The organism is Arthrobacter liuii (assembly GCF_014639275.1).
Lineage (GTDB): Bacteria > Actinomycetota > Actinomycetes > Actinomycetales > Micrococcaceae > Arthrobacter > Arthrobacter liuii.
In genome coordinates this window covers 45,592-68,514 of record NZ_BMFW01000013.1, presented here as the reverse complement: position 1 = coordinate 68,514, position 22,923 = coordinate 45,592, and the positions used below count along the sequence as shown (strand labels likewise).

The window sequence follows — 22,923 nt, the reverse complement described above, 5'->3', positions numbered from 1 at the left end:
GGTCCGCGTGTCGGATTAATACCGGGAAAGAAAGCGCTCAGCGGGTTACGGGGTGCCGGGGCACACTTACGTCGTAGACCCTGACCGGGTTCTTGGGATCCGCCGGAACCTTGAGAAGGGCGGCCAGGACTTTCGCCTTGAGTTCCTTCTCCGAGGCGTTGCCCCAGACGATGGTTTGGCCGTCAACAAGCTTGAGCTCGACGGCGTCCACTGACTGGGCGGAGGCGTTGGACAGCTTGGCCAGCACGTCCGCCGGCAGGGCACCGAGCACGGCGGCGGTGGCGCGGAACAGGTCCTGGCCGATGGCGCCGGCCCCGCCGTCGATCACCGGCAGGGACGCCGATGCGGGATCACCGGTCGTTGCCAGCTGGATCCCGTCGACATCCACGAGCTGGTACTGCTCCCCCTGTTTGACCAGGGCCACCGGGACCCGTTCGTGCACGGCGACGACCAGGGTCGACGGCGGCCGGGCCTCGACGGAGACGGATTTCACCTGGACCAGGGACCCCAGAAGCCCGCGGACGTCGTCGTCGCTGATCTGGGGCAGCGGTTTGCCGCGCAGGGGTTCCAGCGCGGTCTGCACCTGGGCGGGCGTGACGAGCCGCGTGCCCGTGACCGAGATGGTTTGCAGGGCGAGGACGGGTGAGTAGACGGCCGCGGCCAGCAGCCCGGCCACCAGCACAATCACTGCCCCCACTGCGAACAGGACTTTCTTCCTGCGGCGCCGGCCCTTGGGCTCGGGGAACGCAAGTACCGTTGCCCCGGCGGGTTTCTGCTCCTTCGACGGCTTTTGGCCCGCCTCCTCCACGATGCTGCGGGATGCGGTAATCACGTCTGCGCCGGCGGCCCCGCCCGGCTTTGCAGCACCTTTTGCCCTTGCCTCCGCGCTGTTCGCAGAGGGTGTGTCGGGCCGGCTGTTCCGCTTGGGCGGGGCGTAGGTGGGGCGGCGGGAGCTAGGCACGCAGCGCCTCCACGATCCGGGGGCCGTAGGCAGTGACGTCACCGGCGCCCACGGTGAGGACAACATCCCCGTCCGCGGCGGCTTCTGCCAGGGTGTCGACGGCGTCAGCGGCAGCGACCAGCCGTCCGCCTTCTTTGAGGTGGTCGGCGATGAGTTGGCTGGTGACTCCCGGAATGGGATCCTCCCTGGCAGGGTAGATGTCCAGGACCAGGGCGGTATCGGCCAGGTTCAGCGCATCAGCGAACTGTGCCGCGAATTCCCGGGTGCGGGAAAACAGGTGCGGCTGGAACAGGACGTGGACCTTGTGGCCGCCTGCCACTGAACGGGCCGCGGTCAGTGCCGCACGGACCTCCGTGGGGTGGTGGGCGTAGTCGTCGAAGACCCGCACCCCCCGCGCCGAGCCCTTTTGTTCGAAGCGCCGGGACGCGCCGGAGAAACGGCCCAAGCCGGCGGCCGCGGCTGCCGGGTCCACGCCCAGCTCAAGTGCCACAGTGAAGGCGGCTGCTGCGTTCAGCGCGTTGTGGCGTCCGGGAACCTGCAGTGATAACACATGTTCAACGCCGTCCGCTGACACGGAAACATCGCCCGGGCCGCCGTCGTGCAGCCGCACGGCGGCCGTCTCACTGGTGCCGTAAAGGACTACCCGGGTGTTACCCCTGTCCCGGGTCCGCCCGGCCAAAGCCAGCGACCCGGCGTCGTCAGCGCAGGCCACCAGGAGCCCGTCCGCGGGGAGCAGCGCGGTGAACCGGTCGAAGGACTCGTACACCGCTTCAGCGGTGCCGTAGTAGTCAAGGTGGTCAGGCTCTACATTGGTGACGACGGCGATGCGGGGCCGGTAGTTCAGGAAGGAACCGTCGGACTCGTCCGCCTCGGCAACGAAGATGCCAGACGTGCCATGCGCGGCGTTGACGCCGAGCGCAGGGATGTTGGCGCCGACGGCAAAGGAGGGGTCCAGGCCGGCCGCCCGAAGCAGCACGGTGATCATCGACGTCGTGGTTGACTTGCCGTGGGTTCCCGCGACCGTCACCACGGTGTCATCGCCCATGGTGGCCGCCAGTGCCTGTGACCGGTGCAGTACCGGAAGTCCGGCCTGGCGCGCCGCGAGCAGTTCGGGGTTGTCCTCCCGGATCGCCGAACCGGCCACCACGGTCTGGGCGTCCGCCAGGTTGCCGGCGGCATAACCGACGGCGACGCGTGCGCCGGCAGCGGCAAGGTCCGCCATGACGGGCAGGTCCTTCGCGTCGGACCCGCTGACCGGGACACCGCGGGCCACCATAATGCGGGCCACGGCGGACATGCCTACTCCCCCGATGCCGATGAAGTGCACCTTTCCAAGGGATTCCAGCCGGGGTGTGTGGTGGGGGCTCATGCAGATACCGCTTCCAGGACAAGACCAGCCATGCGCTGGTCGGCGTTTCGGATACCGAGCCGGTAGGACTTGGCTTCCATGGCGGCAAGCCGTGCTTTATCGGTGATGAGCGGAATCAGTTCGCGCGCAACCCATTCCGCGGTGAAGTCGCGGTCGGCCACGAGCAGCGCTCCCCCTGCGGCGACCAGGCCCGCCGCGTTCAGCGCCTGCTCCCCGTTTCCGATGGGGAGGGGCACCAGGACCGCGGGGACACCGACGGCGGCCACCTCGCACACCGTGGCCGCGCCCGACCGCGCCAGGAGCAGGTCGGCCGCAGCATAGGCAAGCTCCATGCCGTCGATGTACTCAACCTGCCGGTAGCCCTCAGCGGCGAGGGGGTGGCCGGCCTGGTCCAGGACGGTTTTGCCGCGGCCGGTGACGTGCAGGGTCTGGATGCCGGCGTCGGCGAGCTGCGCCACCGCGGCAGCGATGGTCCGGTTGATGCTCTGCGCGCCCGAGGACCCGCCGGTGACGATGAGGGTGGGCCGGCGGGGATCGAGCCCAAGTGCCTCCCGGGCGGCGGTACGGGCGGCCTTCCGGTCCAGGCCCGAAATTTCCTTCCGCATGGGCATGCCCACGTGCACGGCGTTCCGGAGCGGTGTGCCCTCGAACGCCACGGCAACCCGTCCCTTCAGGAAGGCCCCCACGCGGTTGGCCAGTCCCGGACGGGCGTTTGCCTCATGGATCACCGTTGGAATTCCGCGCTTCCGCGCCGCCAGGTACATGGGAGTGCAGACGTATCCGCCCACGCCCACCAGCACGTCGGCGTGGGCGCCGTCCAGGATGGCGCCGGCCTGGCGGACCGCCCCGGCCAGCCGGGCGGGGAGGCGGAGCAGGTCCGCGGAGGGCTTGCGCGGAAAGGGCACGCGGTCGATCGTGGCCAGTTGGACTCCGGCAGCGGGAACCAGCCTGGTTTCCATGCCCGAGGGCGTTCCGACGGCCAGGATTGACGCGTCCGGGGCTGCGCTGCGGAGGGCGGCGGCGATGGCGAGCATTGGGCTGATATGGCCCGCTGTTCCGCCGCCGGCCAGGACGATGGAAGGTTGTTTCGGAGTCATCTGGAGTTAGGCACGCTTTCTGGAATTCATTGGTTGGTTCTTGTCCCGCCCTGGCCGGGCCTTGAACTTCAGCATCCGCTTGGGGCGCACGGCCGGGGCCATCTGCTCCCGGGCCAGCGAAAGGACCACCCCGACGGCGCACAGTGACATCAGCAGCGCCGAGCCGCCATAGGAAATGAAAGGCAGCGGCACGCCGACGACGGGCATCAGGCCGGTGACAACTGACATGTTCACGGTCGCCTGGCCCAGCAGCCAGACCATGATGGTACCGGCCAGGACCCGGTGGAACATGTCCTCCTGGGCCACCACCACGCGGTAGATCGCAGCTCCGAGGACCGCGAAAAGGACCAGGACGACGACGGTCCCCATCAGGCCGAGTTCCTCGCCGATGATGGCGAAAATGAAGTCGTTGTGCGCTTCGGGGATCCAGCTGTACTTCTGTCGGCTCTGGCCCAGGCCAACTCCCAGCCACCCGCCGGAGGCCAGGCCGTACATGCCGTTGGTGGCCTGGTAGTTGGCGTCGATGCCGTCGGCGCAGGACTGCCCGGTCCACCAGGAGGTGATGCGGCACATGCGGTTGGAACTGGTGACGGCCATGACTGCGGTGCCGGCCGCGGCGGTGATGCCTGCAATGCCGAAGAGGTAGAGGGGAACACCGGCGAAGAACAGGGCTGCGGCCACGATCATCATGATGATCATGGCCGTGCCAAGGTCGTTGCCCACCAGGATCAGGACGATGATGATAGCCGCCATGGGCAGGGCGGGGACCAGTACGTGCTGCCACTGGCGGAGCAGCTTGCCTTTCCTGGCCAAGACCGTGGCCAGCCACAGGGCAAGGGCCAGCTTGGCTGCCTCGGACGGCTGGAAAGTGATGCCGCCAAGGTCGATCCAGTTCCGGTTGCCGTTGATCTCATCACCCACCACCTGCACCAGGCCAAGGAGCAGCACGGCTGCCCCGACGGCCGGCCACGCGAGCCGCTTCAGCCACACGACGTTGATTCGCGAAAGCACGACTATGGTGAAGATGCCGATCGCGGCGAAGACACCCTGCTTCAGGGCGTTACCGTATGGGGACTTCCCGGCAGCGATCGATTCAACGCTGGAAGCGGAGAGGACCATCATGATCCCAATGGCCGTCAGGGCCAGGGTGGCACCAAGGATGAGGTAGTAAGTGGAGCCGTTCCGGGACTTACCGATGCCTTCCAGGGCCGACCAGAACCGGCGGTAAATGGTGCGCAGCTTGGTGCGAACAGCAGCAGGCTGCCGGCTGGCGGTGGAGCCGGGGTGCGGCTTGCCACCCCTGGGCCGGGTGGGCGTGCTGACCATTGTTACTCCTCGCCGGTCTGGGCCTGCCCTTCCACCAGCTCGCGGACAGCGTCGATGAAAGTACCACCACGGTGAGCGTAGGAAGAGAACTGATCCATGGAAGCAGCTGCCGGAGCCATCAGCACGGTATCGCCCGGTTCGGCAAGCCGTGCTGCTGACGCAACGGCCCGGGACATCACCTGTTCTCCGTTGCCGGGCGAACCGGCGGAAGTGCCACCGGGCGCCGAAGCAGTCTGCACTCCTTCAGTCTCACCTGCCTCCGGTTCGATCACGGGGACATCCGGCGCGTGTCGCTGGAGGGCTTCCCGGAGCTGCGAGGTGTCGGTTCCGATCAGTACAACTGCCTTGAGCCGCGCCGCGTGCCCCCGCACCAGGTCGTCATAGCTCACGCCCTTTGACAGGCCGCCGGCAATCCAGACCACTTTGCTGAAGGCCGACAGGGATGCAGACGCGGCATGCGGGTTGGTGGCTTTGGAGTCGTTGACCCAAAGGACGTCGTTGAAGCGGGACACAGGCTGGATGCGGTGGTCGCCAGGCACATAGTCGAGGATGCCCTGGCGGACAGCCTTGGCATCCACGCCGTAGGCGCGCACCAGGCCGGCGGCGGCAAGGGCGTTGGCCACCATGTGGCGCGGGGCAAGCGGGCCGAGGTCGGCCATCGAGGCCAGCTCCGCTGCGCTGTTCCGGCGTTCCTCAATGAACGCCCGGTCCACCAGTAACCCTTCCACCACTCCGAGCATGCTGATGGCCGGCGTGACAGTGGTGAAGCCAACAGCACGGCAGCCTTCCACCACATCCGCGTTTTCCACCATGCGTTCGGTTTCAACCTGCTCCGCGTTGTAAATGCAGGCTTTTTGGGTCCGCTCGTAAACCTTGGCCTTGTCCGCCAGGTACGAATCGTAGGAGCCGTGCCAGTCGACGTGGTCTTCGGCCACGTTGAGGCAAACGCTGGCCACCGGCGACACGGATTCCGCCCAGTGCAACTGGAAACTGGAGAGTTCGACGGCGAAGACGTCGTACTCCACCGGGTCGCGAAGTGCATCCAGGATGGGTGTGCCCACATTGCCCACAGCGATCGCTTTGAGCCCGGCGGCCCGCAGCATCGATTCCGTGAGCCCCACCGTGGTGGTCTTGCCGTTCGTGCCGGTGATCGCCAGCCAGTCGGCGGTCTTGCGGCCTTCCCTGATCCGCACCCGCCAGGCGAGTTCGACGTCGCCCCACACCGGGATATGTGCCCGCGCCGCTGCTGCCAGCAGGGCCTGGTCCGGGCGCCATCCGGGTGAGGTCACGATCAGTTCCGGGAGTTCGCCGTCGATTCGGGGGATGCGCGTGACGGCGTCCGGGCCCAGCAGCACGTCGACGGCACCGACGATTTTGAGCGTGTCGGCGTGTGCCCGCGCCGTGTCGCTGGTGGCAGCATCCACTACCACCACGTGGGCACCGAGTTCGATCAGGGTGTCGGCGGCGGCGAAGCCGGATACCCCGATACCGGTCACGACGACGCGCAGGCCGGCCCAGTCTGAGTCCCAGGAGACGAGGTCTGCCAGGCGGGGCGAAACGGTCACAGCAGTACAACCCATTCAGCGTAGAAGATGCCCAGCCCCACGGCCACGAAAAGGCCCCCAAGGATCCAGAACCGGACCACAACGGTAACTTCGGCCCATCCCTTCAGTTCGAAGTGGTGCTGCAGCGGTGCCATCTTGAATACGCGTTTTCCGCCGGTTGCCTTGAAATAGCCCACCTGGATGATGACGGACAGGGTGATCAGCACGAAGAGGCCGCCCACGATACCCAGCAGAAGCTCGGTGCGGGAAAGGATGGCGAATCCGGCCACGGCACCGCCAATGGCCAGCGATCCGGTGTCGCCCATGAAGATCTTGGCCGGCGAGGTGTTCCACCAGAGGAAGCCCACCAGTGCGGCGCTGAGGATGGCGGCCAGGAGCGCAAGGTCCAGGGGGTCCCGGACGGAGTAGCAGCCGCTGCCGGCTTCCCTGGGGGAACCGCAGGCCTGGTTGCTCTGCCATATGCCCATGAGCGTATATGCGCCAAAGACCATGATCGATGCTCCGGCGGCAAGGCCGTCCAGGCCGTCGGTAAGGTTCACGCCATTGGTGGCGGCGGTGACGATCAGGTTGGACCAGATGACGAACAGGATTGCGCCGAGGACGGTACCGCCAAAAGCGAGGTCGAGCCACGGCAGGTCGCGGACCAGGGAAATTTTTGTCGACGCCGGCGTCAGCCCGGCGTCGTTGGGGAAGTTCACCGCCAGGACGGCGAAGATGATGCCCACTGCTGCCTGGAGGATGAGCTTTGCCTTGGCATTAAGGCCAAGGCTCCGCTGCTGGGAAATTTTGATGAAATCGTCCAGGAAGCCCACCAGGCCCATGCCCACCATGAGGAAAAGCAGGATGAGGGCAGAGGCCGAAGGCCCGGGAGAGTCGGGGTTCATTATCAGCATGATGAGGTGGGTGAGGCCGTAACTCAGCAGCACGGCCGCCACCACCACAGTTCCACCCATGGTCGGCGTTCCGCGCTTGGTGTGGTGCGACGTGGGACCGTCATCACGAATGAACTGGCCGTAGCCCCGGCGCACCAGGAGGCGGATGAAAAGCGGGGTGCCCACCAGGGCGCACAGCAGGGCCAAGCCTGCGCCGATCAATAGGGCAATCACAGCAGAGTGCTCCTTTCGTCGGCAGGGGTCGGGGTTGGGGGTAATGCTATCCGATCGCCCAAATGGCGAAGTCCCACACTGTTGGAGGACTTGAACAGCACCAGGTCGCCGGGCTGGAGTTCCGCGTCCAGCACTTCGTAGGCCTCATCCACCGTCTCGGCAAAGAGGCATTCGTCCCCCCAGGATCCCTCCTGCACGGCCGAGACATAGAGTGCCCGAGCTTCCCGGCCCACCACCAGGAGCCTGGAGATGTTGAGGCGGACCACCTGGGTTCCCACGGCGGTGTGCTCCCGGATGGACTCCCCGCCGAGTTCCAGCATGGCCCCCAGGACTGCCCAGGTCCGGCGGCCCCGGCCAAGGTCGGCGAGGGTGCGAAGGGCAGCCCGCATTGACTCCGGGTTGGCGTTGTAGGCGTCATTGATGATGGTGACGCCGTCCGGCCGCTCGGTGCGTTCCATGCGCCACCGGCTGGCGGCGGCCTGGTTGCTCAGTGAATCCGCGATCTGGTCTCCCGGCACTCCTGCGGCCCAGGCGGCTGCAGCGGCTGCCAGCAGGTTTCCCGTGTGGTGGGCTCCAATGAGCCGGCTGCTGACGTGCCGGGGGGCGGCGCCGTCCGGCAGTTGGAGCTCGAATTCGGGGCTGCCCCCGCCGTTCGTGTCAGCATTCAGCGCCTGCACCTGGGCGTCCTGGCGTCCCTCAGCGGAGAAGCCAAGGACAGCGGCCGGGGTACGGCTGCGCATGGCGGCGACGCGTTCATCGTCGAGATTGATGATGGCGGTGCCGGCGGCGGTAAGGCCCTCCACCATCTCGCCCTTGGCCAGCGCGATGTTCTCCACTCCCCCGAATTCCCCGGCGTGTGCAGTTCCCACTGCCAGCACCACACCGATATCAGGCTTGACCATCCCAGCGAGGTAGCGGATGTGGCCGACGCCCGTGGCCCCCATTTCGATGACCAGGTAGCGGGTGTCGGTGCCGGCCCGGAAGACCGTGAGCGGCACGCCAACTTCGCCGTTGTAGGAGCCTTGGGGGGCCACGGTGATTCCCTGTGTGGACAGGATTCCGGCCAGGAGGTCCTTGGTGGTGGTCTTGCCGGCAGAACCGGTGATGCCGACGACTGTCAGCCGGTCTCCCGTTTGTGCCCGGGCCGCACGGATGCGACGGACGGCCTCGGCGGCGAGGGCTCCCATCGCCAGGACGGCGTCTGCAACAACGACGGACGGGTAGGCGGTGCCGTCCGGCCGTGCGACCGGGCGCTCAGCAAGTGCCAGGACAGCACCCGCGGCAAAGGCCGCGTCGATGAAGTCATGGCCGTCGGCGTGCTCGCCCGGCTTTGCGACGTAAAGCGAACCCTGGATGGCTTCGCGTGAATCCGTCACCACCGAGAGGGGGGTAATTCCGGGATCGGCGTCCAGGCGCCCGCTGGTGATTTCGGCGATTTCCGCCGCAGTAAATGCAATCATCTCGGTCTAGGACTCTATCCGGTCGTCACGGAGAACGTTGAATCCCCTGGCTGTCAAGGCGGTGCGCAGTTCCACCCTGTCGTCCAGGGCGAGGTTCACGCCCTTCACTTCCTGCCAGACCTCGTGCCCGCGGCCCGCCACGAGGATGGTGTCCTGCGGGCGCGCCAGGGCCACGGCGTGCCGGATGGCCTCGTCGCGGGGGAAAACCTCCAGCAGGCCGGTGTCCAGGGACTCCTTGTCCAGGGCTTCGCGTGCCCCGGCCAGCACATCGGCGCGTATCGCCGCCGCGTCCTCGTCGTGCGGGTCGTCGTCGGTGATGATCACCGTGTCGGCAAGCCGGGCGGCGATGGCACCCATGTGCGGGCGTTTGCCCTGGTCCCGCTGTCCCGTGGCACCGAAAACGACGATCAGGCGGGAGCCTGGTTCCGGCGAACGGACTGCTTCCAGGGCCCGCGCCAGGGCATCGGTGTTGTGGGCGAAGTCCACCACGGCGGCGGGCCGGTCTGCAATGAGTTCCATGCGTCCCGGCACCGCAACCATGAACGGGTCGGCACTGTCCAGGGCCGCCTGAAGCTCAGCCCGGTCCACTCCGGATTCCAGAACCATGACCACTGCCAGGGCTGCGTTGGCAACGTTGAAAGTGCCGGGCAGCCCGGTGTGGATGTTCAGGGTGGCTCCGCCGTGGCCCGTAAGCGTGAAGTCGGTACCGAGCCCGCGCGGTGAGGCCGCGCTCACGGTCCAGTCCGCCGGGTTTCGCCCACTGGTGCTCAGGGTGGTGACCGGCACCTCGGTGCTGCCGGCCAGGCGCTGGCCCCACTCGTCGTCGACCATTACCACCGCCGTGCGGGCGCGTCCCGGCGTGAAGAGCTCTGCCTTGGTGGCGAAGTACTCCTCCATGGTGCTGTGCAGGTCCAGGTGGTCCTGGGTGAGATTGGTGAATCCGGCGACGTCGAAGAGCAGCCCGTCCACCCGCTTGTACGAGATGGCGTGGGAGGACACTTCCATGGCTGCGGCGTCGAGCCCGCGCTCGTGCATGAGGGCGAGCAGTCCGTGGACCTCGGGCGATTCCGGTGTGGTGAGGAGACTGGGGATCGGCTCCCCGCCGGCCAGGATTTCGATGGTCCCGATCAGCCCGGTCCGCCGTCCCAGGGCCCGCAGCAGGGAGGTGATGAAGTAGGTGGTGGTGGTCTTCCCATTGGTTCCGGTGACGCCGAACAGCTGCAGCGGGCGGCGGTCGGCAGGCTGGCTCCGGTAGATCATGGCGGAGAGCGGCCCCACCTCGTTGCGCGGCTTGTCAACGACGAGCACGGGCACGGGGGTGTCTGCAGACAAGGCAAGCAGGTGCGCGCCGGCGTCGTCAGTCAGGACCGCAGCCGCCCCGGCTCCGATGGCGTCCGTGACAAAGTCGGCGCCATGCCTGCTGGCCCCGGGCAGCGCCACGTAGAGGTCACCGGGCTCCACGGTGCGCGAGTTGAGGGATATGCCCGTGATCTCCACGTTATCGGCAGGAGCGGGCACGGCTACGCCGAGGGCCTGCCCGACGGCGGCCAGCGGGACGGCCGCTACGGATGCAGGGCGGAAGCGGCGCGGACTTTCGTCCCGTTCAGCGTCGCTGGCGGGCGTGGTGAACTCTGGCAAGGGGATCTCCGATGGTGCTAGGGCGGGCCCGGCATGGTTCGCCCCGGGCACTGTGAAGCGCTGGATGCTGCTGGTACTTCCGGCGTCATTCAGCGGCTATTTGGCGTACTGCGGCATCCTGGCCGGCTCGCCGGTTGAAGGCTGAACGTTGTAGGTCCGCAGCGTCTGGCTCATGACGGACCGGAACACCGGCCCGTTGGTGATGCCGTAAATGCTGCCCTTCGGCCGCTGGAGCACCACCTCCACAATAAACCGCGGATCATCCATCGGCGCCATTCCCACGATGGAGGCCGTGTAGCCGCAGTAGCCGGATTTGCCGTCGTCGCAGGGCGATTCGGATGTTCCGGTCTTGGCCCCTACCCGGTAGCCGTCGATGCCGGCGTCCTTGATTTCGCCTTCTGTGACGGCGCTTTCCAGGATGTTCTGGACCTTATGCGCGGTGCTGTCCGAGACAACCTGCCGGGACGGCTGCGCGGGCACTTTCTCCTCGGTGCCGTCATGGGAAATGTACGAATCGATCAGCCGCGGCTGCAGCATGACGCCGTTATTGGCGATGCTTTGGTAGGCCCGGACGGTCTGGAGCGTGGACTGGGAAACGCCCTGCCCGAACAGCACGGTGTATTGCTGGCGTCCGTCCCACTGGTCCGGGGGTGTCAGGATGCCGGATGCCGTGGCGGGCAGCCCGATGTCCGGCGCATCCCCGATGCCGAACTTCTTCAGCCAGTCGTAGCGCTGTTCCTTGCTGAGCCGCTGGCCGGCCATCACCGTTCCGGTGTTCATGGAATAACCGATGATTCCCGCCAGCGTCCGCTCCTCGGTGCCGTGCGTAAACGCGTCGCTGAACGTCTGGCCGTCCACGGTATAGGTGGGAGGAATGGTGAACTTGTCCAGCGGGCTGGCCAGGCCTTCATCGATGACGGCAGCCGCCGTCATCATCTTCTCCACCGAACCGGGTTCATAGGCCGCAGTCACGGAGCGCACGCCGCGGTCCTTGGCTGCCACCAACCCGGGGTTGTTGGGGTCGGGTGAGTTGGTGTCCGCGAGGGCAAGCAGGTTTCCGGTCTTGGCGTCCATCACAATGATGACGCCCCATTCGGCGCTGAGTTTGTCCGCCTGGCTCTGGATTGCCTGCTGGGCGAAGTACTGCAGATCGGAGTTGAGGGTGAGCTTGACGTCCTTGCCGTTCTGGGGAGGGGTCAGTTCGTCAAGGCCTACGGGGATGCGGAGCCCGTCGGCGCCGATCTCGAACAGGCGCTTGCCGTCCGTGCCCTGGAGTTTGTCGTCCTGTGTCTGCTCGATGCCGGCCTGCCCGCTGGTGCCGTCCTGGAGGAAGCCCACCACTCCCCCCGCGACAGCGCCGTTCGGGTAGACGCGCTTGCTGACGCCTTCGGCAACGATGCCCGGGACCTGGAGCTTGGAAATGCGGTCCTCCACATCAGGCTTCACGTCCTTGGCCACGATGTGATACGGCTGCTGGCCGGTGACTGCGTCCCGAACAGCATTGGTATCCATGCCAAGGGCCGCGGCAAGTTCGGAGATGGCCTGATCGCGGCTGACGTCCACCAGTTTCTCGTGGCCCTCGGTCTGCTCCAGCCGCTTGTAGGACTCGGTTTTGGTGTTGACCCGCTGGTCAACCACGATGTTGTAGCGGATCACGCTGTTGGCCAGAACGGTGCCGCGTGAATCCAGGATGCTGCCCCGCTCAGCCGGCAGGATGGCAGATGTCATCCTGCTGTTGAGTGCCGCTTCGGCCATGCCGCCGACGTCGAGCCCCTGGACCAGGAAGAGCTTTCCGCCCACCACCAGCAGGAGCGTAAGCATGATGCCCAGTCCCAGGCGCAAGCGCTTCGTGGCGTTGGGTGCCTTGCTTTTTGCTGCCTTGCCGGTCGTCTCCGCCACCGTGATATTCCTTGCTGCTCGACGCTGCTGCCTGTCCTGACTGCTGGTTTAATGCCCCGGGGTCTTCTGCTGGGGCGCCGGAACGGAGCCGCCGTGAAGTTCGGGGGCCGGCGCCGCAGCGGCTGCGGCGGCGGCCTGGGCAGCGGCCGCCTGCGCAGCAGCCTGGGCCGCATCCGCGGAGGGAGCCGCGGCAGCAGCCTTGCCGGCGTCCGGCGTGGTGCCCTTATCAGCAGCTGCACCCGTGGAGGCGCCCGGCACGATGAGCTGGCCCGGCACCGCCGGCGACGGGATCACGGCTCCTGCTGCTGCGCCCTTGACCGCAGGGGTGGCCTTTCCTGACACTGACAGCGTGGACAGGTCAATCTGGCCTTTCACGGTGGATGCCACCATTCCGAGCTCCGTAGCCTTGGCCGCCAGGTTCTGCGGGGCCTCGAAGTTCTGCACCTGCTGGGTAAGATCCTGGTTCGTCTTGGTCAGGGTGTTCTGTTTGGCACGCAGTTCCACCAGCTGGTACTGGGCGGTGGAGACCGAGATGTTCAGGACCAGCACCGCAACCAAGGCCACGGCGAGCATGGCGAAGCAAAGCACCACAAAAGGGGCCCGGCGCTTCCGCGGCGCGGTGCGGACAACGGAGAGCGGAGTACGGCCCTTCCGTCCCCCGCCCGGTTCACCTGCAGGCCTGGTGTCGGCCGCCAAACTTCCGGAATCGATGGGAAAGTTCTTGACGGCGGCGGTGCTCATGCAGCTCTCCTGGCTCTGATTCTTTCGGCCGCGCGAAGCCTGGCGGAGGCAGCACGCGGATTTTCGGCGATTTCGGCGGCGGTGGGCACCTCGGTGCCTTTGGTCAGGGTCTTGAGTTCGGGCTTGTGTTCTTCCAGCTCCACCGGGAAGCCAAGGGGGGCGGAAGACTTGGACCGGGCCTGGAGGACGCCTTTGACGATCTTGTCTTCCAGGGAGTGGTAGGACATGACCACGATGCGGCCGCCGAGGGCCAGGGAGTCGACGGCGGCGGGAACGGCGCGTTCAAGGACATCGAGTTCTTCGTTGACCTCGATCCTGAGGGCCTGGAAGGTCCGCTTGGCAGGATGTCCACCGGACTTCGCAGCGGAGGCGGGAACCACGGAACGGATCTGCTGCACGAGTTCGCCCGTGGTGGTGAATTCCTTGACTGCACGTGCCGCGACGATCCTGTTGGCGATCCGTCCGGCGAATTTTTCCTCGCCCCACTTGCGGATGATCCGGACCAGGTCCTCTTCGCTGTAGGTATTGACTACGTCCGCTGCGGTCTGTCCCCTGCTGGTGTCCATGCGCATGTCCAGCGGCGCATCGAATGAGTAGGCGAATCCGCGCTCACGCTCGTCCAGTTGCAGGGAGGAGACACCCAGGTCCATCAGGATCCCATGCACTGCGGTCACGCCGAGGTCTGCCAGGACCTCCTGGATTTCGTCATAGACGGCGTGGACCAGGTCAGTCCGTGCGGAGAAGGGGGCCAGCCGCTCCCCGGCAAGGGCCAGCGCCTCCTCATCCCGGTCAATGCCGATGAGGTGGAGGTCGGGAAACCGCTGGAGCATGGCTTCGGAGTGTCCACCCATCCCCAGCGTCGCGTCCACTGCAATGGGTGTCTCACCGCGGAGCCTTGCTGCTTCGAATCCCGGCGCCAACAAATTGATGCACCGGTCGCGAAGGACCGGCACATGGCGTTCGGACGTGGGCTTGGGGTGATCGTTCATGCCTGGTCCTTTCCCGCCGTCGTTGTCACCTGATGTTTCTGGGACCAGATCCCCATCCGCGCCTACCGTTCCGCCCGCCTGGCTCCGGGGAAGGTGAGCCAGGTTGGCAGCCGATGGGCCGGCTGGAGATCTCGTCCAAGAAACCACTTGCTGCCCAGCTCCGGAATTCAGAGAATGCCGGGAATGGGATCGTCAGTTTCGGAAAAGGCCGTCTCCTTTTCCGCAAGGTATTCATTCCAAGCCTGGGCGTCCCAGATCTCGGCGCGGGTACCTGCGCCGATGACGGCAAGTTCCCTTCCGAGTCCTGCGTACTCCCGGAGCGCCGGTGGAATGGTCACGCGCCCCTGCTTGTCAGGTACCTCGTCCGAGGCTCCAGAGAGAAATACGCGGATATAGTCACGTGCCTGCTTGGAGGAGATTGGTGCCTCCCGCATCTGCTCGTGGACCCGCGCAAATTCCTTCTCGCTGAAGACGTAGATGCAACGCTCCTGGCCCCGTGTGAGCACCAGGCCGCTGGCAAGCTCCTCACGGAACTTGGCGGGGAGAATGATCCGTCCCTTTTCATCCAGACGCGGCGAGTGAGTGCCCAGAAACACTGGCCCACCGCCTGTCCGCCGTCAGGAACTGCACATCCCCTATGTTGCAACCACCCTCTTATGTCCTCCACATTACTCCACTTTCCACCACAGTCAACGCAAAACGGCCCTGGCGGGGATCGAATTATGGGAAAAGACTCTTGAAATGCCGCGGATCCAGGGCCGTGGTGGAAAGTGGAGGACTTTTCGCTTCCACGGGGCGGCCCAATTCCGTCAGGGCACCAGGATTGGCCGCGTACGGCGGAATTTGCGATTAAATGCGAAAAGACCCGCAATAGCGGGTCTTTTCGTGCCGCCCCTGGCGTCAGGGGAGCGGAATGGAGGAGCCTGGTTCCGGGGGGATACCGGACTGCCTCGAACTGCCTAGGGTTCACCCCTGCGGCGCTCGTCCCAGCGCTCTTCGAGGCTGCTCATGAACGAGCTCCGTTGCTTGCCCGACTTTCCCCCCAGCGGCCTTGGACCCGGCCCTGCCCCGGGAACTTCGCATGGTGGCAAAGTAGACTCCGCCGCCCATGACCACGAAGCCCAGCACCCCAACAAAGATGTTCTGGAGGGTGACTCCGACCAGCAGCAGGAAGACGCCGGCAAGCGCGCAAAGGACACCAATGACCACATGCCTTGTGGACCATGAACGTCCCGGGTCCGAACCCATTGAGTTCGCAAACTTCGGGTCGTCCTCGTGAAGCTGCTTTTCAAGCTGCTCAAGCAGCTTCTGTTCGTGCTCCGACAGCGGCATCACGACCTCCTTTTGTAGGCGAACGTCCGGGCTGATCCCAGCCACTACTTCTACTCCGAGAACGCTTGCCATTGCTGGAAAGTTCCCGTTTCGCCAGCGGTGGCAAAACGGGAACGCAGCATGCGGTCGCGGGAGCGGAAGCACGTCCAAGAGGGTCCGGCAGTAAGTCCATTCACTCGAAACTATGTATCTCTAAGGATAGATTGTTGAGGGCTGATCTGAAAGACGGCAATGACTTGGGCGGATCTTTCAGGCGGGCCTCTGCGTGCCGTCTCCGGGCCGGCTTTCGGGCTCCATCAGGCGGGCTGGAAGGACGGACTTGTTGCCGAATTTGCGCGCCACCTCATCCAGGGCCTGTTCAGCCGCCCGCCAGTTCTCATCCCTGCGGTCAATGCTCAGCTGGAGCGACGTCCGGGCCGCTTCCTCAAGCTGCTCGGCCCTCACGCCCACCAGTCGAACGGCCATGGCCCTGGCTCCAAGCGACTCCAGGAGCTGGATTGCCACTGCGTAGATCAGCTGGGCACTGTCCACCGGAGTCTGGACGGTCCTGCTGCGGGTGATGGTGGAAAAGTCGGCGAAGCGCAGCTTCAGCGCCACGGTCCGGGCCACCATTCCGGAGCTCCGCAAGCGGGCTGCGGTCCGGTGGGAAAGCCGCAGCAGTTCCCGGCGAAGGAGTAAGTCGTCCGCCGTATCCTCCGCAAAGGTTTCTTCGGCCCCAATGCTCTTTTCCAGCCGCACCGGGGTAACGGGGCGGGGATCGAGGCCCCATGCAAGCTGGTGGACATGCTCGCCCGTAGCCCCCAGGACCTTCTTCAACGAGGACACCGGAGTTGCCGCCACGTCCGCCACGGTCCTGATTCCCATCTTTGCCAGGACCTCCCCGGTCTTGGCCCCCACACCCCAGAGAGCGCCCACAGGGAGGCTGTGAAGATAAGGGACGGTTTCGTCCGGCCCTATGATCAGCAACCCGTCCGGTTTGCACCGGGTGGAAGCGATCTTCGCCACGAACTTGGTTTCCGCGATTCCCACGGAGGCGGTGATGCCCAGTTCTGCCGCCACCCGGCGCCGGATGAGCTCACCGATCCCCCTGGGCGGCCCCAGCCGCCGGAGTGCTCCGGTCACGTCCAGGAAGGCTTCGTCAACACTGAGCGGCTCGACGAGTCCCGTGATGGATTCAAAGATGGCCATTAACTGCCCGGAGACCTCGTAGTAGAGCTTATGCCGCGGTTCGATAACCACCGCCTGCGGACACATGCGCATTGCCACGGCCATTGGCATCGCAGACTTGACGCCGAAGGCGCGGGCCTCGTATGACCCCGAAAGGACCACTGATCGCTCCCCCGGGAAGCCGACGATCACCGGCTTGCCGCGAAGTTCAGGGCGCGTCCGGAGTTCCACGGAAACAAAGAAAGCATCCATGTCCACATGCATGATGCACCTGCGCCGGCCGCCTGGAAGGCGCGCGGCGGATGTCTGGTTCATACCTGCGGGCCCCACGGCTGCAATCCTATCGGTTTGTCAGGACTGCAGAGGAGGCTGGCTAAACTGGAGGCTGGTTCCGCCAACAACACCAGGAGGAAAGTCTCTGTGACGGCTATTGGAAACTTCAAGCCAGCTGGCCTGGCCGCGCTTGCAGCCGTCGGGGCACTGGCCCTCGCCGCATGCAGCCCGACCCCCTCTGGACAGTCGGAGCCATCCCAGCCGGCTTCCTCTGCCGCCACACAGTCCACGCTCACGGCTTCCCCCAGCCCCTCGGCGTCGCCCAACACCTCCGCAACCGTGGGCGCCATGGTGGAGGGTTTCCCGCAGCAACTCCTCCCCCTGATGACCGGGGCAACGGTCGTCTCCAGCAGCTTCGACAAGGCTTCCGCCCCTGCCACAGCCGCCCTTGTGGGAACTGTCACCGCCCCCACCGCCTCCGTCATCGACTTCTATACCAAGGCCCTGGAAGGCCAGGGTTTCAAGGCCGTTCCCGGCGATAACGTGGGCGGAGTGGCTTCCAAGGATTTCGTCCGCAAAGACAACGAGACGGTCAACCTCTCCGTGGTTGAGGCTGCCGGCGTTTCCACTTTCACCATCGGTGCCAATGTGGCAGCTGAGTCAGCAAAGTGACGGCCGCGGAGCAACTGAGGAATGAACAAGCCGACTTCGTGGCGGGGGTGGCCGGCGAGCTGACAGGTTTCCTGACTGCGCGGCAGTCCGTGATGTCCGGCATCTCGCCGGACATCGAACCCATCATGGGGTCGATCTCCAATTTGGTCACCGGTGGCAAGCGCCTCCGTGCCCTGATGTGTTACTGGGGTTGGCGGGGTGCAGGCGGCGAGGCCGGGGCCAGCCAGGTGGTCACGGCAGGCGCTGCGCTCGAGCTGTTCCAGGCTGCCGCCCTGATCCACGACGACATCATCGACCGTTCAGACACCCGGCGCGGCGGCCCCAGCGTGCACCGGCGTTTCAGCCAGCTGCACACCTCGCAGGGCTGGGCACTGGACAGCGAGCGGTTCGGGCAGGCGGCGGCCATCCTTGCGGGTGACCTTTGCCTGTCCTTCAGCGAGGAGGCATTCACGGACATCGGCGAGCGGGCCGCGTCGGGAAGCCGGGCCAGGCTGATTTTCAACCTCATGCGGGCAGAGGTTATGGCCGGGCAGTACCTGGACATCCTGGAAGAAGTAGCGGGTCCGGTCAGGGACCGGGCCGGTGCGGTCGGCAGGGCACAGTCGATCATCCGGTTCAAGAGCGCCAAGTACTCCACGGAGCACCCGCTGGCCCTGGGCGGAGCCCTGGCTGGAGCTTCCAATGAGTTGCTCCGCGGCTATTCGGCGTTCGCCCTTCCGCTCGGCGAAGCCTTCCAGCTCCGCGACGACGTCCTTGGCGTGTTCGGCGACCCGCTGACCACCGGCAAGCCGGCAGGCGACGATTTGCGCGAAGGAAAACGGACTGTCCTGGTGGCCCTCGCCCTTGACCAGGCTTCGCCGGAAGAGTCGGCATTCATCGATGCCAGCCTGGGCAGCCCGGATCTTTCCGACGCCGACATCAGGGAGATCAGGCGGATTATCGAAGAATCCGGAGCGTTGCAGGCCACCGAAGTCCTTATCGATGAATTCGGCGCTGCGGCATTCGATGCACTCGACGGGCTTGCATTGGAGGATTTGCCCAAAACGGCCTTGCGGAGGCTGGCTGAGGCAACCGTCAGCCGAGCCTCCTGACAGGGGCGGATTACCAGGCCAGTGTCTGCGCCCTGCGCCTGATTTCCGTTTTGCGGCCTTCGCGCAAGGCATCAATGGGGCGGCCACGCAGTGACTCATCCTCCGTGAACAGCCACACAATGAGATCCTCGTCAGAGTAACCGGCGTCTGCCAGCACCACGATGGTGCCCTTGAGGCTGTCCACCACCTGTCCGTCCTGGATGAACTCCGCGGGAACTGAGCGGATTTTCCGGTCCCCAACCCGCAATGCCGCCAAGGCACGTTCGTCGATCAGGCTGTGGACCTTGGTGACTGAAACATCCAATAAACGGGCGACATCGGGCAGGGGCAACCACTCGCCCACCAGGTTTTCTACATTACTCACGGATCAAGGTTGCCACGCTGCCCACCCCGGCGCCTAGTCGAGTCAATTCAATCCGCCCCTGGCCTGCGGACACTCCCAAAAGAAGGCATTGCAGGGAATCCGTAACTTCTTGTGCTAATCGCAAATTCGTGAGAGATTCACTTCCATCACAGTTGTAACACTAATAACTTAAGTCACAGTAGTATCAAGATTGACAGCGGCATCCCCGTCCGCATCCGCACCCGCAGTTGAGAAGAGGATCCTTTCCGATGACGATGTCCCGCTCGCCCAAGCAGCCCCCCAAGCCGAGTCTGCCGATGATTGCCGCCACCACTGCGGCACTCCCAGCGGTCGTATTGTCATCCTTGGCCCTCGCCCAGCCCGCCACCGCCCAGCAGCCCGCACGGAATATTCCCAGCAGCCTGGCGGCAGCAATGAAAGCCCAGGCCGCGGCCAAGGCGGCCGGCACAGTGATCCCTGCAGCGGTTGTCTCCACCACCATTCCGGCAGCTTTCCAGCCCGCGCAGCCGGCCACACCTGCTGAGTACACGATCGTGCGCGGCGATACCGTGAGCGCCATCGCGGGCCGTTTCGGCCTGGACACCGGGGAAGTCCTCAAGCTGAACAACCTGCAGGGCAACACCATCATTTACCCCGGCCAGAAACTCAAGCTGTCCGGCTCCGCCGCGCCCGCGGCTCCTGCACCTGCCGCCGCCCCCGCAGCACCGGCCACTGCGGGTGGGGCAACGTACACGGTGAAGCCAGGTGACACCTTGGGTGCCATCGCAGCAAAGCACAACGTGGCGCTATCCGATGTCTTCTCCTGGAACAACCTCTCCATGCGCTCCATCATCTATCCGGGCCAGAAGATCAAGGTGGGAGCCGGCGACTCCACGCCTGCCCCGGCGGCCCCTGCGCCGGCCGCACCTGCGCCCGCACCCGCTCTGGCAGCCACCTCGGCTCCGGCAACAGGCTCCTACACCATCAAGGCGGGCGACACGCTCTCGGCCATTGCCTCCCGGAACGGGGTGAAGCTCTCCGACCTGCTCTCAGCCAACAAGCTGGGCATGACCACGGTGATCTACCCCGGCAGCAAGCTGGTGATTCCGGGCGGCTCCGGCCAGCCGGCTGTGCAGCCCGCTGGCGCAGCACCGCAGCCAGCTGCCGCTCCCCTGGTGCCCAGTTCCTTCCTTGGGTTCAGCTACCCGGCCGCTGTTGTCAGCTCCGCCAACGAGAACAAGGCCCTGCTGAATGCTTCCCCCGTTCCCTCACGGGACGAAATGAAGAACATCGTCGCCGACACGGCACGCCGTATGGGCGTCAATCCCTCCCTGGCCCTTGCTTTCGCCTTCCAGGAATCAGGCTTCAACCAGCGGGCCGTATCGCCGGCCAATGCGATCGGCACCATGCAGGTGGTTCCCAGCTCCGGCCAGTGGGCATCGGACCTTGTTGGACGGAAGCTGAACCTGCTGGACCCTTACGACAACGCCACAGCCGGCGTGGCCATCATCCGGCAACTGCTGGCCACCAGCAAGGACCAGGACACCGCTATTGCCGGCTATTACCAGGGCCAGTACTCGGTGAGCAAGTACGGCATGTACGACGACACCAAGGCATACCTGGCAGCCATCAAGGCGCACCAGAAGAACTTCAGCTGAGCTGCTGCCACCGCCCGGTGCGTGGGTGCGGGTCCGAACCGTTATCGGTTCGGACCCGTTTTCGTGTCGGTCCCGTTTTGCTGCGGGATTAGGATCGTAAGGTGCAGGAACACGTGTCAGACCCAGTTGTAGGGACGCTGGTGGACAACCGCTATGCAGTCATTTCCAGGCTTGCCCGCGGCGGGATGTCCACTGTCTACCTGGCCGTGGACGAAAGGCTGGACCGCGAGGTGGCGCTGAAGGTGCTGCACCCCCACCTGGCAGCCGATGATAACTTCCTGGGCCGGCTGGGGCGGGAGGCAAAGGCGGCTGCCCGCCTCTCCCATCCGCACGTCGTGGGTGTCTTGGACCAGGGCAACGACGGCAACACCGCCTACCTGGTCATGGAGTACATCAAAGGCCACACGCTCAGGGACGTCCTCAGGGACAGGGGCGCCTTGCCGCCCCGGCTGGCACTGGCACTGATTGATCCAGTGGTGGAAGGGCTGGGCGCGGCCCACGCCGCCGGCTTCATCCACCGTGACGTGAAACCCGAAAACGTCCTGATCGCCGACGATGGCAGGATCAAAATCGGTGACTTTGGCTTGGCCCGCGCCGTAACCAGCTCAACCAGTACAGGGGCGCTGATTGGAACAGTGGCGTACATCTCGCCGGAGCTGGTGCTGGGCAAGCCGGCGGACGCGCGCAGCGACGTCTATTCCGTGGGAATCATGCTGTACGAAATGCTGACGGGCCGGCAGCCGTTCGAGGGCGAAGTCCCGGTCCAGGTGGCCTACCAGCACGTCAACGGTAGGGTTGGGCCGCCGTCGGACCTGGTGCCGCACCTGGCCGGCGAAGTGGACGAACTGGTGCAGTGGTGCACCGCCAATGATCCGGAGAACCGGCCGGTGGACGGCAATGCGCTGCTCCAGGAACTGCGCCACATCCGGACTAACCTCACCGACGCAGAACTGGACCTCCAGCCACCCGCAGCAGCGACCGCCGCATCCCAGCACCAGACCGAGGTCCTGGCCCGCGCCAGCAATCCGACAACCTTCATGCCTCCATCCCGGCCCGCTGCACCCGCCTACCCGCCCGGAGAGCACCCGCAGGCACACGGCCACGCGGGCCAGGGGCCCGCCGCAACCACCCACGTGCCCTACCCCTTGCGGCCCGGGCTCACACTGCCCGACGACGACGAGGCCGACAGCGGATGGTCCCCCCCGCCGCCGCGGCTGGGCAAGCGGGCCCAACGCCGTGCGGACAGGGAAAGCGAGAAACACCGGGCACTGGCCGCCGCCACCCCGGTGCGTACGCTTCGGGAGGGCAATCCGCGACGCCGCGGGTTCCTCTGGGTCCTGGTCCTCATCATCGCGGCACTGCTGGCCACGGGCGCGGGATGGTTCTTCGGAATGGGACCGGGGGCTGCTGCCGCGGTCCCTGCAGTGGCCAACAAAACAGTGGTCCAGGCCCAGCAGTTGCTGAGCGGGGTGGGGTTCCGGTCAACCACGAGCGATGTCTTCGACGACGAGGTGCCCACGGGGCTGGTGGTGGGCAGCGAGCCCGCCGCGGGGACGGAAATCCGGAAGTTCCAGCCCGTGTCCCTGCTGGTTTCAAAGGGCCCGCAGCTTTTCCCCCTGCCGATACTCACCGGCGGGACGCTGGCAGAAGCCAAGGGCGCCCTCAACGCGGCTGAGATGGCGTTGGGCACGGCAACCGAACAGTTCGATGAAGAAGCAGCAGCCGGAACCGTCCTGTCGCAGGATCCTGCTGCGGGCACCCCTGCCCGCCACGGCACGCCGGTGGCGATTGTGGTTTCCAAGGGGCCGCAGCCCATTCCCGTTCCATCAGTTGTCGGGAAGGCCGAAAACGACGCCGTGGCCGCGGTGGAGAAGGCAGGCCTGACGGCCGAAGTGGCCCCGGACGAGGTGTTCGACCGGAACGTTCCGGAGGGCGCCGTCGTCACCCAGTCCCCCGCCAACGGGACGCTGACCCGGGGCGGCACGGTCACCTTGACCATTTCCAAGGGCCCCAGAATGGTGGACGTCCCCAGCTACATCGGCAAGCAGGCGTCGGAGGCGCGCAAGGCCCTGGAGGCCCTGGGCTTCCAAGTCCGGGTGAACAACATCCTGGGCGGTTTCTTCGGCACGGTGCGGGACCAGTCGCCGGTGAACCGGGAAGTCCCGGAGGGTTCCATCATCACCATCACCGTGGTGTAGCCGAAAGGTGGGCTGGCCGGTGCCGGGCCCACCTTCCA

The 22,923-nt window shown here is 65.7% G+C and carries 18 protein-coding genes and 1 pseudogene; 4 read left to right on the top strand and 15 right to left on the bottom strand.

Features of this window, described 5'->3' with window-relative positions; genetic code table 11:
• Nucleotides 1-37 precede the first annotated feature (37 nt).
• The 14 genes and pseudogenes from IEW19_RS13835 to dinB form a co-directional block, all read right to left on the bottom strand.
• Nucleotides 38-961 carry a cell division protein FtsQ/DivIB gene (locus IEW19_RS13835; RefSeq protein WP_188572200.1) on the bottom strand — a complete coding sequence of 308 codons (924 nt, stop codon included), beginning with the start codon at nucleotides 959-961 and terminating at the stop codon, nucleotides 38-40.
• Entirely contained in the window at nucleotides 954-2,330 is a 1,377-nt protein-coding gene (gene murC, locus IEW19_RS13830) for a UDP-N-acetylmuramate--L-alanine ligase (protein WP_188572199.1), read from the bottom strand. The genes IEW19_RS13835 and murC overlap by 8 nt, the downstream gene beginning before the upstream one ends.
• Nucleotides 2,327-3,427 carry an undecaprenyldiphospho-muramoylpentapeptide beta-N-acetylglucosaminyltransferase gene (gene murG, locus IEW19_RS13825; RefSeq protein ID WP_188572198.1) on the bottom strand — a complete coding sequence of 367 codons (1,101 nt, stop codon included), beginning with the start codon at nucleotides 3,425-3,427 and terminating at the stop codon, nucleotides 2,327-2,329. Before murG ends, murC begins: the two co-directional genes overlap by 4 nt.
• Nucleotides 3,428-3,433: 6 nt before the next feature.
• A complete protein-coding gene (gene ftsW / locus IEW19_RS13820; protein ID WP_188572197.1) occupies nucleotides 3,434-4,753 on the bottom strand; it encodes a putative lipid II flippase FtsW in 1,320 nt (439 codons plus the stop codon).
• 2 nt (nucleotides 4,754-4,755) lie between these two features.
• Nucleotides 4,756-6,333, bottom strand: a complete 1,578-nt coding sequence (gene murD / locus IEW19_RS13815; RefSeq protein WP_188572196.1) for a UDP-N-acetylmuramoyl-L-alanine--D-glutamate ligase — start codon at nucleotides 6,331-6,333, stop codon at nucleotides 4,756-4,758.
• Nucleotides 6,315-7,424: a phospho-N-acetylmuramoyl-pentapeptide-transferase gene (mraY, locus tag IEW19_RS13810; protein WP_188572195.1), complete on the bottom strand. Its 1,110-nt coding sequence runs from the start codon at nucleotides 7,422-7,424 to the stop codon at nucleotides 6,315-6,317. The genes murD and mraY overlap by 19 nt, the downstream gene beginning before the upstream one ends.
• Nucleotides 7,421-8,884 (bottom strand): UDP-N-acetylmuramoyl-tripeptide--D-alanyl-D-alanine ligase, encoded by a 1,464-nt coding sequence (locus IEW19_RS13805; RefSeq protein ID WP_188572194.1) that lies wholly within the window; start codon nucleotides 8,882-8,884, stop codon nucleotides 7,421-7,423. Before IEW19_RS13805 ends, mraY begins: the two co-directional genes overlap by 4 nt.
• A 6-nt stretch (nucleotides 8,885-8,890) precedes the next feature.
• Nucleotides 8,891-10,522, bottom strand: a complete 1,632-nt coding sequence (locus IEW19_RS13800; protein ID WP_188572193.1) for a UDP-N-acetylmuramoyl-L-alanyl-D-glutamate--2,6-diaminopimelate ligase — start codon at nucleotides 10,520-10,522, stop codon at nucleotides 8,891-8,893.
• A 96-nt stretch (nucleotides 10,523-10,618) separates the two neighbouring features.
• Nucleotides 10,619-12,421: a peptidoglycan D,D-transpeptidase FtsI family protein gene (locus IEW19_RS13795; RefSeq protein ID WP_188572192.1), complete on the bottom strand. Its 1,803-nt coding sequence runs from the start codon at nucleotides 12,419-12,421 to the stop codon at nucleotides 10,619-10,621.
• A 48-nt stretch (nucleotides 12,422-12,469) separates the two neighbouring features.
• Entirely contained in the window at nucleotides 12,470-13,162 is a 693-nt protein-coding gene (gene ftsL / locus IEW19_RS13790) for a cell division protein FtsL (protein ID WP_188572191.1), read from the bottom strand.
• A complete protein-coding gene (gene rsmH / locus IEW19_RS13785) occupies nucleotides 13,159-14,151 on the bottom strand; it encodes a 16S rRNA (cytosine(1402)-N(4))-methyltransferase RsmH (protein ID WP_188572190.1) in 993 nt (330 codons plus the stop codon). The genes ftsL and rsmH overlap by 4 nt, the downstream gene beginning before the upstream one ends.
• A gap of 167 nt (nucleotides 14,152-14,318) precedes the next feature.
• Nucleotides 14,319-14,747, bottom strand: coding sequence for a division/cell wall cluster transcriptional repressor MraZ (mraZ, locus tag IEW19_RS13780; RefSeq protein ID WP_018763545.1), 429 nt, complete (start codon nucleotides 14,745-14,747; stop codon nucleotides 14,319-14,321).
• Nucleotides 14,748-15,110: 363 nt separating this feature from the next.
• Nucleotides 15,111-15,483: pseudogene (locus IEW19_RS13775) on the bottom strand (SCO2097 family morphological protein).
• A 249-nt stretch (nucleotides 15,484-15,732) separates the two neighbouring features.
• Nucleotides 15,733-16,965, bottom strand: a complete 1,233-nt coding sequence (gene dinB, locus IEW19_RS13770) for a DNA polymerase IV (RefSeq protein WP_188572235.1) — start codon at nucleotides 16,963-16,965, stop codon at nucleotides 15,733-15,735.
• Nucleotides 16,966-17,070: 105 nt separating this feature from the next.
• Between dinB and IEW19_RS13765 the strand changes: the two genes are divergently transcribed.
• Both IEW19_RS13765 and IEW19_RS13760 read left to right on the top strand, forming a co-directional pair.
• Nucleotides 17,071-17,595 (top strand): hypothetical protein, encoded by a 525-nt coding sequence (locus tag IEW19_RS13765; RefSeq protein ID WP_188572189.1) that lies wholly within the window; start codon nucleotides 17,071-17,073, stop codon nucleotides 17,593-17,595.
• The gene (locus IEW19_RS13760) at nucleotides 17,592-18,686 is read left to right on the top strand and encodes a polyprenyl synthetase family protein (RefSeq protein ID WP_188572188.1); all 1,095 of its coding nucleotides are present in this window, start codon (nucleotides 17,592-17,594) and stop codon (nucleotides 18,684-18,686) included. Before IEW19_RS13765 ends, IEW19_RS13760 begins: the two co-directional genes overlap by 4 nt.
• A 10-nt stretch (nucleotides 18,687-18,696) precedes the next feature.
• On the opposite strand, the gene IEW19_RS13755 is transcribed toward IEW19_RS13760, so the two are convergent.
• A complete protein-coding gene (locus tag IEW19_RS13755; protein WP_188572187.1) occupies nucleotides 18,697-19,050 on the bottom strand; it encodes an Rv2175c family DNA-binding protein in 354 nt (117 codons plus the stop codon).
• Between the two features lie 248 nt (nucleotides 19,051-19,298).
• Between IEW19_RS13755 and IEW19_RS13750 the strand changes: the two genes are divergently transcribed.
• The gene (locus IEW19_RS13750) at nucleotides 19,299-20,687 is read left to right on the top strand and encodes a lytic transglycosylase domain-containing protein (RefSeq protein ID WP_188572186.1); all 1,389 of its coding nucleotides are present in this window, start codon (nucleotides 19,299-19,301) and stop codon (nucleotides 20,685-20,687) included.
• A 101-nt stretch (nucleotides 20,688-20,788) separates the two neighbouring features.
• Entirely contained in the window at nucleotides 20,789-22,885 is a 2,097-nt protein-coding gene (gene pknB, locus IEW19_RS13745; protein WP_188572185.1) for a Stk1 family PASTA domain-containing Ser/Thr kinase, read from the top strand.
• Nucleotides 22,886-22,923: the final 38 nt, after the last annotated feature.

Excerpts from the sequence above, each read along its gene's own strand:
- dinB (WP_188572235.1), bottom strand. The coding sequence starts at position 16,965 with ATGAACCAGACATCCGCCGCGCGCCTTCCAGGCGGCCGGCGCAGGTGC.
- IEW19_RS13750 (WP_188572186.1), top strand. The coding sequence starts at position 19,299 with ATGACGATGTCCCGCTCGCCCAAGCAGCCCCCCAAGCCGAGTCTGCCG.
- ftsW (WP_188572197.1), bottom strand. The coding sequence starts at position 4,753 with ATGGTCAGCACGCCCACCCGGCCCAGGGGTGGCAAGCCGCACCCCGGC.
- murC (WP_188572199.1), bottom strand. The coding sequence starts at position 2,330 with ATGAGCCCCCACCACACACCCCGGCTGGAATCCCTTGGAAAGGTGCAC.
- rsmH (WP_188572190.1), bottom strand. The coding sequence starts at position 14,151 with ATGAACGATCACCCCAAGCCCACGTCCGAACGCCATGTGCCGGTCCTT.
- ftsL (WP_188572191.1), bottom strand. The coding sequence starts at position 13,162 with ATGAGCACCGCCGCCGTCAAGAACTTTCCCATCGATTCCGGAAGTTTG.
- IEW19_RS13805 (WP_188572194.1), bottom strand. The coding sequence starts at position 8,884 with ATGATTGCATTTACTGCGGCGGAAATCGCCGAAATCACCAGCGGGCGC.
- murG (WP_188572198.1), bottom strand. The coding sequence starts at position 3,427 with ATGACTCCGAAACAACCTTCCATCGTCCTGGCCGGCGGCGGAACAGCG.
- murD (WP_188572196.1), bottom strand. The coding sequence starts at position 6,333 with ATGGGTTGTACTGCTGTGACCGTTTCGCCCCGCCTGGCAGACCTCGTC.